General features: G+C 73.1%; 11 protein-coding genes. 6 read left to right on the forward strand and 5 right to left on the reverse strand.

Annotation, left to right across the window (positions count from 1 at the left end):
- The 6 genes from OERS_RS10905 to OERS_RS10930 form a co-directional block, all read left to right on the forward strand.
- Positions 1-1,646: outer membrane protein assembly factor BamB family protein (locus tag OERS_RS10905; RefSeq protein ID WP_211268468.1), on the forward strand; the 1,646-nt coding region annotated here is incomplete at its 5' end.
- Between the two features lie 131 nt (positions 1,647-1,777).
- On the forward strand, positions 1,778-3,979 hold the full coding sequence (locus OERS_RS10910) for a DUF2304 domain-containing protein (RefSeq protein ID WP_068625779.1): 2,202 nt from the start codon (positions 1,778-1,780) through the stop codon (positions 3,977-3,979).
- 296 nt (positions 3,980-4,275) lie between these two features.
- A complete protein-coding gene (gene leuA, locus OERS_RS10915) occupies positions 4,276-6,054 on the forward strand; it encodes a 2-isopropylmalate synthase (protein WP_056763779.1) in 1,779 nt (592 codons plus the stop codon).
- Between the two features lie 171 nt (positions 6,055-6,225).
- A complete protein-coding gene (gene recO / locus OERS_RS10920) occupies positions 6,226-6,990 on the forward strand; it encodes a DNA repair protein RecO (RefSeq protein WP_056763420.1) in 765 nt (254 codons plus the stop codon).
- Positions 6,990-7,778, forward strand: coding sequence for an isoprenyl transferase (locus tag OERS_RS10925; protein WP_056650807.1), 789 nt, complete (start codon positions 6,990-6,992; stop codon positions 7,776-7,778). Before recO ends, OERS_RS10925 begins: the two co-directional genes overlap by 1 nt.
- A 118-nt stretch (positions 7,779-7,896) precedes the next feature.
- Complete coding sequence (locus OERS_RS10930) at positions 7,897-8,274, forward strand: VOC family protein (protein ID WP_068625780.1); 378 nt, start codon at positions 7,897-7,899, stop codon at positions 8,272-8,274.
- Positions 8,275-8,438: 164 nt separating this feature from the next.
- On the opposite strand, the gene OERS_RS10935 is transcribed toward OERS_RS10930, so the two are convergent.
- From OERS_RS10935 to OERS_RS10955, 5 genes are read right to left on the reverse strand one after another with little or no spacing between them, the layout of a single operon-like run.
- Positions 8,439-9,251: a DedA family protein gene (locus OERS_RS10935; RefSeq protein ID WP_068625781.1), complete on the reverse strand. Its 813-nt coding sequence runs from the start codon at positions 9,249-9,251 to the stop codon at positions 8,439-8,441.
- A complete protein-coding gene (locus tag OERS_RS10940) occupies positions 9,248-9,643 on the reverse strand; it encodes a Fur family transcriptional regulator (protein ID WP_056650813.1) in 396 nt (131 codons plus the stop codon). Before OERS_RS10940 ends, OERS_RS10935 begins: the two co-directional genes overlap by 4 nt.
- Positions 9,631-10,536 (reverse strand): metal ABC transporter permease, encoded by a 906-nt coding sequence (locus OERS_RS10945; protein ID WP_056651447.1) that lies wholly within the window; start codon positions 10,534-10,536, stop codon positions 9,631-9,633. The genes OERS_RS10940 and OERS_RS10945 overlap by 13 nt, the downstream gene beginning before the upstream one ends.
- Positions 10,537-10,559: 23 nt before the next feature.
- Positions 10,560-11,408: a metal ABC transporter ATP-binding protein gene (locus OERS_RS10950; RefSeq protein ID WP_082849011.1), complete on the reverse strand. Its 849-nt coding sequence runs from the start codon at positions 11,406-11,408 to the stop codon at positions 10,560-10,562.
- The gene (locus tag OERS_RS10955; protein ID WP_068625782.1) at positions 11,405-12,412 is read right to left on the reverse strand and encodes a metal ABC transporter substrate-binding protein; all 1,008 of its coding nucleotides are present in this window, start codon (positions 12,410-12,412) and stop codon (positions 11,405-11,407) included. The genes OERS_RS10950 and OERS_RS10955 overlap by 4 nt, the downstream gene beginning before the upstream one ends.
- Positions 12,413-12,487: the final 75 nt, after the last annotated feature.

Genomic DNA, 12,487 nt, shown 5'->3' on the forward strand with positions numbered 1-12,487 from the left:
GGGCCCCGGTCCCAGCGTGGGCCGCTGCCGCTGCAGCTCGTCTGGTCCCCGCCGCGGGAGGGGGCCAGGACGGGTCGCCGCCGGAACCGGATCGAGGCCGCCCGGGGAACCCGAGCCCGCGACGTGGCGGCCGTGCGGGCACGGACACGCCCGGCACCGGCGTCTCCAGCAGCACCGTGGGTTCGGCGGGCTCGGCCGGTGCGTCAGCGCCGGACGGGTCCGCACTGCCCTCCCGTGCCCGCCGGGTCCCGGTGCGTGCCCTGGTCGTCGCCGCCGTGGCCGTGGCCGTGGCGGGCACGGGCGCGTCCTTCGTCGTCGGGGGTCTCTCCGACCGTCATCGGGCCGGACTCGTCGCGACCCAGCCGGGCGGTCTGTGGTCGGTCGCCCCCGATCCCGACGTCGTCTGGCGGGCGCCGACCGACGGAGGGTGGCCCGCGGCCGTGGAGGGGCAGGTCGTGCTCGAGGCCGACGGCGCCCTGCAGGGCCTCGACGTCGCGACGGGCGAGTCGCTGTGGTCGGCCTCGTTGCCCGCGGGCACGAGCGTGTGCGGCCCCGACCTGCTCGACCCGGGGAGCGTGGGATCCCCCCTCGTGTGCGTGACGGAGGTCGACCCGGCGCCGGCAGGGGAGCAGTCGGGCGCCGGGGACGGCCCGGTCGACGCCTCCGAGCCGTCGACCTCGCGCGCCACGTTCGTCGTGACCGTCCTCGACCCGGCAGGCCAGGTCGTGGGGACCCGTGTGCTCGCGGGGACGACCGACGCGGCCGCCCCCCTCGCCGACGGGCTCGTGGCGACGGCCCGACGGGACGGCGACCGTGCGGTCGTGAGCTGGGAGGAGGCCCTCGACGGGGCGCTCGTGCGGACGCGTGTCCTGCACGCGGCGGGCTATCCGGTCGACGCCGTCGGCTCGACGACCCGGGAGGACGACCGGGACGCGGGGACGATCGCGCTCCACGGCCTGCGCGGGCTGCTCCACGTCCGGGCGCCGGACCTGCGCGAGACCTTCGACGCGTCCGGAGAGTACGCGACCGGCTATGCGCGGCCCCGGTCCGTGCCCGGAGGCTGGGCCGCCGGCGGACCCCTGCCGGGCGACCTGCGCGTCCGGGCAGCGCTCGACCCCCGCTCGGGCCAGGTCGAGGAGGTGCACGTGCTCGACGCGGACGGCAGCGGGCGGTACGTCCTGCCGGGCGAGCCGTTCGTCCCGGCGGTGACCGACGGGACGGTGCCGCACGTCCTGGTCGTCCGGTCACCCGGGTTCACGGGGTACGACGCGCTCTCGGGGCGCCGCCTGTGGCACCGGGAGGAGTGGCCAGAGATGATCTGGCTCCAGACCGACGACGTCCTGGTCGTCGAGTCGGGCTCCCGGCTGATCGCGATCGAGACCCGCACGGGTCGAGACCTCTGGCGGCGCTGGCTGCCGAGCGAGGTCCACCGGGCCTTCACCGACGGCGACTCCCTGCTCCTGACGAGCACGATCACGGGACGTCGGGACGACCCGGACGTGGGGACGTCCGAGCTCGTCTCGCTCAACCTGTTCGACGGCGGTCTCGAGTGGCGAGACGTCCTGGATCCCACGTACCGAGAAGTCGTCTCGGCGCAGGGACAGCTCTTCGCGGTCACGGACACGGAAGTGGTCCGGATCGGTTGAGGGGTCGGCCGGTCTCCTGGTGGGAGACTTGAGCCATCGGTGATCAACCGGTAGAAACTGACGGGGCCGTCATGGCCTGAATCCGGTGCTCGACCGATCCCGAGGCCGGGGCGACCTGTAGGGAGAGCACGATGACCAACGAGACCGACCCGGGGCCCGGCCCCGATCAGCAGGAACCGACCGGGGGGACCGGGCCGCTCGCCCGGGCCACGGCTCGGACGTCCGACGAGTCGGCTCCCGGCAGCGCCCCGGCGTCGTCGGCGGACCCTGCGGCCACGTCGTCCGCCAAGCCGTCCGAGCAGCCCGAGGAGAAGGCGTCCGCGCCGGCCACCACGTCACCTTCCGCGCCGGCGAACCCCTTCGCCGGGATCCCGGTGAGCGACTACGTGCGCGACGGCGTCGCGGCGCTCCTGCTGTTCGTCTCGTTGACCATGCCGTGGGACTTCGCGAACCGGGCCTCGGACAAGGTCGAGGTCATCCTCGTCTCGGTCCTCTCCCTGCTCTCGCTCGCCCTGCCGTACCTGGCGCGGACGGGGGTCCTGCCTACGACGTGGACGGTGCACACGACCCGCAGGGTCCGGCTCCTGGCGAACGCGCCCTACGGGCTGCTGGTCGCCGTCTACGTCGTCCTGGACCTGGTGAACGGCACGGCCGGCAACGGGTGGGGCGGACTCGGCACAGGTCTCGCGCTCGGTCTCGCCGGGGCCGTGCTGGCCGCGCAGCCGCGCCAGGCGGAGCTCGGCCCGGTCGACCAGGACCGGGCCGTGTCCCAGACCTGGGTCAAGGTCCTGATCGGGATCGGCGCGCTCGCGGTCGTGGGTGCGGTCGTCGCGTTCGTGTTCAGCCTGACGCTCGGCCTCGGCGTCGTCGGGATCTTCGCGCGTCTGGTCGTCGCCGCGCTCGCGGTCGGGCTCGTCGGGCTGCCCGTGTGGGGGATCCTGCGCAAGCAGGAGTCCTGGCGCCTGGTGCTCGTCGGCCTCGGGATCGCGCTCGTGGTGCTCTACGTCCTCAACACGGGCAGCTTCCTCGTGAGCTACGAGAGCCTGCGCGGCGGCCAGTTCGGTCTGCTGCTGATCCCGGCGGCCGCAGCGGTCGCCGCCTCGCCCGCGGTCGCCCGCAGCACGGCGTCCGCGTCCCCCGTCGCGACGTGGGTCGCCGTGGCGGTCGACACCCTGGACCTGGTCCTCGTCGTCGCGGCGGTGCTGACGCTCCAGGCGATCCTGTGGCTCGCCGCCGGGCTGAGCGGGGTCGTCGTGATCCTCGCGCTCGTGCTCGGCCTCCTCATGGTGGGCGTGAGCCTCGTCGCTCGTCGTGCTCTCGCCCGGGACGCCGTGTCGGGCAGGACGCTCGCGCTGGGCGGCGCGGGAGTCGTGGCGGTCCTCGGCATCGTGCTCCTCATCGTCGTCGCGAACCAGTCCGGCCTGGGGATCGGTGTCGGGACCGACCTGCTGCTGCTGGCCTTCGGCCTGCCTGCCATCACGGCGTTCGCGCTCACGGTGCCCGCGGAGGTCCGCACGCACTTCGCCGAGAACCGTCCGACGTCCGTCGTCGGGGCCGACGCGGCACCGAGCGCCTACGTGTGGCAGCCGCCCGCGCCTCGCCCCGTGCGCCCCCAGCCCGCCCAGGAGCCTGTCGCCGGGCCGTACGGCAGCGGGAGCTACGCGACCGGTCCTGACGGCTACGGTCCGGCCGCGGGCGCCCGCGAGCAGGACCCGGCGGCCCCCGTGTCGCGACCGACCTCGGCGCAGCCCGGCGCGCGGGCGCCCTACCAGCCGAGCCCTCAGCCGTACAGCCCGGCCCCGGCTCAGCAGCCGGCTCAGCAGCCGGCCCAGCCGGTCGCGCAGGAGCCGCACCGTCCGGCGCAGCCGGCACAGCAGCCCACGCAGCCGGTCGCGCAGGAGCAGTACCGTCCTGCGCAGCCGAGCCAGCAGCCGTACAGTCCGGCCCAGCCCCAGCAGCAGCCTGCGCGCCCGGTCGAGCAGTACCAGCCGACCCAGGTGCTGCCTGCACAGGGCGTCCAGTCCGCGCGCCCCGTGCAGCCGGCCGTCCAGGAGCGCTCTGGCTACGCGGCCCGTCCGGGCTACGCGGCCCAGGCGGCCGGGGAGACCGCGGTCCTGCCGGCCTACCAGGACCCGCAGCCGGTCGGCTTCAGCGCGGCGCAGGCGCTCGACCCGTCGACGCCGCTCGAGGTCCTCGCGCAGATCGTCCAGGAGGCGCCGCACCTGCGGCCCCAGGTCGCGGCGAACCCGTCGACGTACCCGGCGCTGCTCGAGTGGCTCGGCAACCTCGGGGACCCCGCGGTCGACGCCGCGCTGCGCTCGCGCGGACGCTGACCCCGGCGACTCGCTGAGGCGGGCCCGACGACGTCGCTCCGGTGGCGTCGTCGGCTCACCTCGCCCCGCCCGGAGGCGGGCCCGACGACGTCGCTCACGCGACGCGTCGGGCCCGCCTCTCGCATGTCATCCTGCGGGACGTCCCTGAGCATGGCCCCGGACGGGGGTATGGTGACAACGTGCACCTGACGCAGCTGCTCCTCCTTCGTTGCCGCGACGAGGCCCTCTAGGCCGCAACCTCGTCGCGGTGGTTGGTGTGCCGGCTGAACAGCACCGACGAAGAGATCGCGAAGGACATGATGAGCACCACGGCGCAGACCCCCCAGACCAGCCCCCGCTCCGCACAGCAGCCGTCCGGCATGCCCGTGCACAAGTACGAGCCGTTCCACCAGCAGTTCGACGTGTCGCTGCCGGACCGGACGTGGCCGGACAAGCGCATCGAGAAGGCCCCGCGCTGGTGCGCGGTCGACCTGCGGGACGGCAACCAGGCACTGATCGAGCCCATGAACGCCGAGCGCAAGCTGAAGATGTTCCAGCTGCTCGTCGAGATGGGCTACAAGGAGATCGAGGTCGGCTTCCCGTCGGCCTCCCAGACGGACTTCGACTTCGTGCGCCTGCTCATCGAGGACGGGCACATCCCGGACGACGTCGTGATCCAGGTCCTGACCCAGTCGCGCGAGCACCTGATCGCCCGCACGTACGAGTCGCTGCGCGGCGCCAAGCAGGCGATCGTGCACCTGTACAACTCGACGTCGCGCCTGCAGCGCGACGTCGTGTTCCGCACCGACGAGGACGGCATCGTCGACATCGCGGTGGAGGGCGCCAAGCTCTGCCGCAAGTTCGAGGAGACCATCCCCGAGACGGCCGTCTTCTACGAGTACTCGCCCGAGTCGTACACGGGCACCGAGCTCGAGTTCGCGGTGCGGATCTGCAACGAGGTCATCGAGGTCTTCGAGCCGACGGCGGACCGCAAGGTCATCATCAACCTGCCCGCGACGGTCGAGATGGCCACGCCCAACGTCTACGCCGACTCGATCGAGTGGATGAACCGCCACCTCGCGCACCGCGAGAACGTGGTCCTGTCGCTGCACCCGCACAACGACCGCGGCACGGCCGTCGCGGCGGCCGAGCTGGGCTACCAGGCCGGAGCGGACCGCATCGAGGGCTGCCTGTTCGGCAACGGGGAGCGCACGGGCAACGTCTGCCTGGTGACGCTGGGCATGAACCTGTTCAGCCAGGGGATCGACCCCCAGATCGACTTCACCGACATGGACCGCGTGCGCCGCACGGTCGAGTACTGCAACCAGATCGCGGTCCACGAGCGTCACCCGTACGCGGGGGACCTGGTGTTCACGGCGTTCTCCGGCTCGCACCAGGACGCGATCAAGAAGGGCCTGGACGCCATGGCCGCGCAGGCCGAGGCCGCGGGCAAGGGCGTCGACGACCTGGTCTGGGGCGTGCCGTACCTGCCGATCGACCCCAAGGACGTCGGGCGCTCGTACGAGGCCGTGATCCGGGTCAACTCGCAGTCGGGCAAGGGCGGCATCTCCTACCTGCTCAAGTCCGAGCGGCACCTGGACCTGCCGCGGCGGCTGCAGATCGAGTTCTCGCGCGTCGTCCAGGCGTTCACCGACGCGGGTGGCCAGGAGGTCACGGGCGACGACATCTGGCGGATCTTCTCGGACGAGTACCTGCCGGTCGACCCGGACTCGGGGCTCGAGCCCTGGGGCCGCCTGAAGCTGCGCGGCACCCGGGCGTCGTCGACCGAGGACGGCCCGGACACCCTGGCCGTCGACGTCCTGGACCGCGGTGACGAGCTGACGCTCGACGGCTCGGGCAACGGGCCGGTCGCGGCGTTCGTCGACGCGATCGCGCACGTCGGGGTCGAGGTACGGGTCCTGGACTACGCCGAGCACGCGCTGTCGGAGGGCGGCGACGCCAACGCCGCGGCCTACGTCGAGTGCCAGGTGGGCGACGAGGTGCTGTGGGGCGTCGGCATCGACCCGTCGATCACGACGGCCTCGCTCAAGGCGATCGTCTCGGCCGTCAACCGCGCGGAGCGCGTCGCGGTCTGATCTGGCAGCCTGCCGGCCTCCCGTGGGTGCGGAGCTCGTGCGCGACACGCCTGGCGCGGCGCGCACGAGCTCCGCACCCACGGGCACGGGCCCGTGAGGGACCTGTGTGGATGGGCCCACGAGGCGGTGCGCGTGCACCGGGACGTGGGTGGCATGGCGGACAATAGGGGAGTGGTCCTCTACCGAGACGAAGCGATCGTGCTCCGCACCCAGAAGCTGGGCGAAGCCGACCGCATCGTCACCCTGCTGACGCGGGAGAACGGCAAGGTCCGGGCCGTGGGCAAGGGGGTGCGGCGCACGTCGTCGCGCTTCGGAGCACGGCTCGAGCCCTTCATGTTCGTCGACGTGCAGCTCCACGTGGGGCGCAGCCTCGACGTCGTGACCCAGGCGGAGACCGTGGGTCCCTACGCCCGGGCGATCTGCGAGGACTACGGCCTCTACACCGCGGGGACCGCGATGCTGGAGACGGCCGACCGCCTGGTCGAGGCCGAGAAGGAGCCCGCGGTGCAGCAGTTCTGGCTGCTCGCGGGGGCCGTCCGCTCTCTCGCGGTCAACGCCCACGCCCCCGGCCTGGTCCTGGACTCCTACCTGCTGCGCGCCTTCGCGGTCGCGGGGTGGGCGCCCAGCTTCACGGACTGCTCGCGCTGCGGCGAGCCCGGGCCGCACCGCTCGTTCGCGGTGGCGCTCGGCGGAGCGGTGTGCGGTCGCTGCCGGCCCCCGGGGTCCACAGCTCCCGCTCCCGAGACCTTCTCGCTGCTCGCCGCGCTGCTCGCGGGCGAGTGGGACGTGGCGGACGCGTCCGACGCGCGCCACCGCAAGGAAGCCAGCGGCCTCGTGGCCGCCTACAGCCAATATCACCTGGAGAGAACGTTGCGATCACTGCGGATGGTGGAACGAGACGGAGCGGTCACTCCGCGGGCCGGAGGAGAGGCCTGATGGCCCGACCGATCCAGCCGCCCCCGCCTCATCCGTCGGGGGCCGTCGCGCCCAGGATCCCGGCGCGGTTCGTGCCCAACCACGTGGCGATCGTCATGGACGGCAACGGCCGGTGGGCCAACGAGCGCGGGCTGCCGCGCACGGAAGGGCACAAGGCCGGCGAGGCCGCGTTGCTCGACGTCGTGGCGGGCGCGATCGAGATCGGCGTCAAGCACGTCTCGGCCTACGCGTTCTCGACCGAGAACTGGAAGCGCTCACCCGAGGAGGTGCGCTTCCTCATGCAGTTCAACCGCGACGTGATCCGTCGTCGGCGCGACGAGATGAGCAGCTGGGGCGTGCGGATGCGCTGGGCGGGTCGCCGCCCGCGCCTGTGGGGCTCGGTCATCAAGGAGCTCGAGGACGCCGAGCGGCTCACCGCGGGCAACGACACCTGCACCCTGACGATGTGCGTGAACTACGGCGGCCGCGCCGAGATCGCGGACGCGGCGCAGGCGATCGCGCAGGAGGTCGCGGCCGGTCGGCTGGACCCCAAGAAGGTCACCGAGAAGACCGTCGCCAAGTACCTCGACGAGCCGGACCTGCCGGACGTGGACCTGTTCCTGCGGTCCTCGGGCGAGCAGCGCACGTCCAACTTCATGATCTGGCAGGCCGCGTACGCGGAGATGGTCTTCCTGCCCGAGCACTGGCCGGACGTGGACCGACGCAGCCTGTGGCGCGCGGTCGAGGAGTACGCGAGCCGTGACCGGCGCTACGGCGGGGCGATCGACAAGTCGGCCGACCTCCCCTGAGGCCTGGGTCGAGGTCTCCCGTCGGGGGGAGGGGTCCGACCCTCCCCCCGACGGGTCCCTCCCGCACGGCGGGGGCGTCGTCCTGCGCGTGTCGGTGCCCTTCGCTAGCCTGCCCGGTATGACTCTTTCGATCGGCATGGTCACGGTGGACTCGACCGACCCTCGCCCGTTGGCGCAGTGGTGGGCACGGCAGACGGGCGGTCGCCTCGTCGACGAGGCGGACGGCTGGTTCCTCGAGGTCGTGCCTGCGGGCGACGGCCAGGGGCCCGTGCTCGGATTCCAGAAGGTCGACGACCCGACGCCCGGCAAGAACAAGATCCACCTGGACCTGTCCGCGCCGGACCGGGCGGCCGAGGTCGAGCGCCTCGTCGCCGACGGTGCGGGCCTCGTGGCAGAGCACACGATCCCGGGCTACCGGTGGTCGGTGCTGACCGACCCGCAGGGCAACCAGTTCTGCCTGGGCGAGCCCGACGAGACGGCTACCGAGATCTCCTGACGGCGGGGGCGTGACCGTCGGCCGCGTCGTGGCGGGTGGTCGCGTACGCAGCGGACGGCGGACGGTCACGTACCTCGCGGACGACCGACGAGGCCGCGTCCGAGGACACGGCCGAACCGGCCGCCGACGCGCTGTCCCCGGGGAGCGGTCGCGCCGGTACCTCGTCAGTCGCGCGGGCGGTGGGCCTGCGAGGGCGTCGAGTCCGGACCGCGCGTGCCACGCGCGTGGTCCTGCGGGTCGTCCTGTGCGTCGAGCAGCAGGTCCGCCACGTCGCCGAACGGGTTGGCACCGGCCGGCCGCGAACGCGCCGCCCCGTCCGCCCCTGGCTGGTCGTCCGTCGCGATGGCGTCGCCCTCGGGCGAGCCGCTCGTCCCGTCCGCGGCGTCCGACGCGAGGGCGCGGGCGCGGCGACGGCGCCGCGAGGCGACGACGATCCACGCCACGAGCCCGACGACGAGGAGCACGATCACGGCCAGCCCGACGGGGCTGCGAGCCGCGAGCAGCACGGCCGTGTTGAACGCCGCGATCCCGATCGTCGTCCAGATCGCGGCCCAGATGGCGCAGCCGGGCAGCAGCGCCGCGAGGTAGCGCGAGAACTTCATGCGCGTGTAGCCGGCCGTCAGGTTGATGACGGTCTGCACGCCCACGGTGAAGAAGGACAGCGTGACGGCGATGGGTCCCCACGTGTTGATCGTCGAGATCGCTCGCTGGGCGCGCTCGCTCTCGAGCCGTCGCGACCACGACGTGTTGACCGTGCCCCGGGCCACACCGCGACCGGCCCAGTAGGTCGCCTGAGCGCGGACGAACACGATCGCGAACGCTGCGGCGTAGATGATCCAGTACGGCACGCCGTCGATCGAGAAGATCCCGGACGACTCGTCACCGGCCGCCGAGACGACCGAGGTGACGGGGCCTGAGGAGGCGAGCGACGCCGTCGGGACGGAGAGCGCGCCCGCGAGCGCGGACACCGCGCTCATGCGTCCTGCTTCGCCCGGCACGCCGCGCAGGTACCGAAGAGCTCGATCGTGTGCTGGATGTCCGTGAAGCCGTGGGCCGCGCCGACCTGCGAGGCCCAGGTCTCGACGGTCGGGCCGTCGATCTCGACCGCCGTGCCGCACGCGCGGCACACCAGGTGGTGGTGGTGCTCGCTGCGCTCGCACTTGCGGTACAGGCTCTCGCCGTCCTCGGTGCGCAGGACGTCGACGTGCCCGCCCTCCGCCAGGGTCTGCAGGGTGCGGTAGACCGTCGCCAGACCCACCGCATCGCCGCGGGCGCGCAGCAGCTCGTGGAGCTGTTGCGCGCTGCGGAAGTCGGGCAGGTCCTCGAGAGCCTCGGAGACCGCCGCCCGCTGCCGGGTCATGCGCTGCATCGCTCGCCACCTTCCACGTGGACGTCGTCGGGGATGTCGGGGTGCGGGTCGTGCGACGTGCGAGGCCTGCGCCGCACGAGCACGGGCCGCAGGATCGCCACGACCGCGTAGAGGGCGATCGCCAGGACGACGATCGTGGCCCCCGGGGACAGAGTCTGCCAGTACGTGACGGAGAGCCCGACCACGCAGACCACGACGCCGATGACCATGGCCAGCGCCATGGTCCGCCGGAACGAGATGGTCACGAGCTGGGCGATCGCGACGGGCACGATCATGAGCGCGCTGACGAGCAGCAGACCCACGACGCGCATGGCCACGGTCACGGTCAGAGCCGCGATGACCGCGATCGCGATGTTGAGCGCCCGGACGGGCAGGCCCGACGCGCGCGAGAACTCCTCGTCGTAGCTCACCGCGAACAGGGCCGCCCGCAGGCCCATGCCGACCGCGAGGATGAGCACGCCCAGGAACAGCGTGAGCCACAGGTCGGTGGGCGAGACGCTCGAGATCGAGCCGAACAGGTACTGCATGAGGTTGCCCGAGCTGCCGCCGGCGACCCCGATGAGCAGCACGCCGCCCGCGATCCCGCCGTAGAACATCAGGGCCAGGGCGACGTCTCCGCTCGTGCGCCCGCGCTCGCGCACGAGCTCGATGATCACCGAGCCGATCACGGCCGCGACCACGGCGCCGGGGATCGCGAGCGCGTCGTTGGGGACCACACCCATGGCGCCGCCCACCAGCCAGCCGAGCGCGACACCGGTCAGGGCGACGTGCCCGATCCCGTCGCCGAGCAGCGACAGCTTGCGCTGCACGAGGTAGGTCCCCATGACGGGTGCGGTGACCCCCACGAGCACGGCCGCGATCAGGGCGCGCTGCATGAAGGGGTCGGAGAGCATCCCGACGAGCTCGTCCAGGGCGTTCACGAGGCGGCTCCACGGTCGATACGGGCGGGGGCGGGGGAGTGGCGCGTGAGCGGGGCGTCGGTCAGGCCCATGTCCGAACCGGGCGAGGCGCTGCGCTCGGGGTCGTCGCCGTGCGGGTGCAGGTGCTCGTGGTCCGGCCCGGCGTGCGCCGACGTGACCTGGGGCGGGGCGCCGTCGTGGACGACCAGGCCGTGGCGCAGGACCACGCAGCGCTGGATGAGCGGCGCGAGCGCGCCCAGCTCGTGCAGGACGACCAGGACCGTCATGCCGTCGCGCGTGAGCTCGGTCAGCGTCGCGGCGAACGCCTCCTGGCTGGGCTGGTCCACACCCGCGACGGGCTCGTCGAGGATGAGCAGCCGGGGGTCGCGCGCGAGGGCCCGGGCGATGAGGACGCGCTGCTGCTGGCCCCCCGAGAGCTCGTGCACCGCGCTCTGCGCGCGGTCGGCGAGGCCGACGCGGTCGAGGGCCTCGCGGGCCGTCGCGCGCCAGCCACGAGGCAGCCGGATGCGGCGCCCGTGGAGCAGGCCCGACGCGACGACCTCCTCGGCCGTCGAGGGCACGCCCGCCTGTGCGGAGACGCGCTGGGGGACGTAGCCGAGCTGCGCCCACGGGACCAGGGGGCCCAGGTCCGCGCCCAGGAGCCGCACGTGGCCCGCCGCGAGCGGCACGATGCCGACGAGGGACTTCACGAGCGTGGACTTGCCCGAGCCGTTCGCGCCGAGCAGCGCGACGACCTCGCCGCGCTCGACCGTGAGGTCGACGCCGCGCAGGATGTCGCTGTTGCCGAGGGTCACGTGGATCCCGGTGGCCTCGATCGCCGGTGGGTTCAGGGGTGAGGTGCTCATGCGCAGGTCAGGCCGGTGCGCAGCGCCTCCAGGTTGTTCCGCATGACGTCAAGGTAGTCGCTGCCGGTGTCGCTCAGGCCCTCGAGGGGGTCGAGGACCGCGGCCTGCACGCCGACGTCCTGCGCGAGGGTCTGGGTCACCTTGGGGCTCGTGAGGGTCTCGAAGAAGATCGTCGTGATGCCGTGGTCACGGATGACGTCCGCGACCTCGCGCAGGCGTGCAGGGGAGGGCTCGGCCTCGGGGTCGATCCCGGTGATGCCGATCTGCTCCAGGCCGTAGCGCTCGGCGAGGTACCCGAACGCCTCGTGCGAGGTCACGAGGTAGGGGCTCGCGCAGCTCGCGAGCCCCTCGCTGTACTCGGTGTCGAGCGCGGTCAGGTCGGCCGTGAGCTCGGCCAGGTTGGCCGCGTACTCGTCGGCGCCGTCGGGGTCGATCGCGGTGAGCTCGGCAGCGACCTGCTCGGCGACCGGGACCAGGCGCGTGGGGTCGAGCCAGAAGTGGGGGTCGAGGCCGCCGTGCGACGAGTGGTCGTGCCCGTCGTCCGCGTGGTCGTCGTGCGCGTCCTCGGTGCCCGTCGTGCTCGCACCCGTGCCCGACTCGCCCGGGTGCTCCTCGAGGCCTGCGGCCTCGGACGCGTCGACGACGTGCGCTGGCTGACGACCCTCGACGGCCTCGTCGACGGCCGCCTGGAAGCCGGACTGGTAGACGACGAGGTCGGCCGTGCCGACCGTGCGGGCCTGGGCGGGCGAGAGCTCGAGGTCGTGGGGCTCGGCCGCGGGCGGGGTGAGGTTGGAGACCTCGACGCGGTCCCCGCCCACGCGCTCGGCGACGAACTGCAGGGGGTAGAACGACGCGAGCACCTGCACGGTGTCTCCCGCGGCGTCGCCGCCCGACCCGCCGCCGCCCGACGTCCCCCCGGAGCCGCAGGCCGCCAGGGTGAGCGTGGTCGCGAGGGCGACGGAGCTGACGAGGGCGGCACGGTGCGATCGAGAGAGGAGGGGCATGTCCCCATCGTCGTTGATATTGATAACGGATGTCAACAAGGGTGGGTGTGGCCTGGGTGACACCGCGCCCAGGGG

The sequence above is a fragment of the Oerskovia enterophila genome (genome assembly GCF_001692445.1).
Classification (GTDB): Bacteria; Actinomycetota; Actinomycetes; order Actinomycetales; family Cellulomonadaceae; genus Oerskovia; species Oerskovia enterophila.

Bases quoted from the DNA above. Each gene is read 5' to 3' on its own strand.
- OERS_RS10910 (WP_068625779.1), top strand. From the start codon at position 1,778: ATGACCAACGAGACCGACCCGGGGCCCGGCCCCGATCAGCAGGAACCG.
- leuA (WP_056763779.1), top strand. From the start codon at position 4,276: ATGATGAGCACCACGGCGCAGACCCCCCAGACCAGCCCCCGCTCCGCA.
- OERS_RS10925 (WP_056650807.1), top strand. From the start codon at position 6,990: ATGGCCCGACCGATCCAGCCGCCCCCGCCTCATCCGTCGGGGGCCGTC.
- OERS_RS10930 (WP_068625780.1), top strand. From the start codon at position 7,897: ATGACTCTTTCGATCGGCATGGTCACGGTGGACTCGACCGACCCTCGC.
- OERS_RS10935 (WP_068625781.1), bottom strand. From the start codon at position 9,251: ATGAGCGCGGTGTCCGCGCTCGCGGGCGCGCTCTCCGTCCCGACGGCG.
- OERS_RS10940 (WP_056650813.1), bottom strand. From the start codon at position 9,643: ATGCAGCGCATGACCCGGCAGCGGGCGGCGGTCTCCGAGGCTCTCGAG.
- OERS_RS10945 (WP_056651447.1), bottom strand. From the start codon at position 10,536: ATGCTCTCCGACCCCTTCATGCAGCGCGCCCTGATCGCGGCCGTGCTC.
- OERS_RS10950 (WP_082849011.1), bottom strand. From the start codon at position 11,408: ATGAGCACCTCACCCCTGAACCCACCGGCGATCGAGGCCACCGGGATC.
- OERS_RS10955 (WP_068625782.1), bottom strand. From the start codon at position 12,412: ATGCCCCTCCTCTCTCGATCGCACCGTGCCGCCCTCGTCAGCTCCGTC.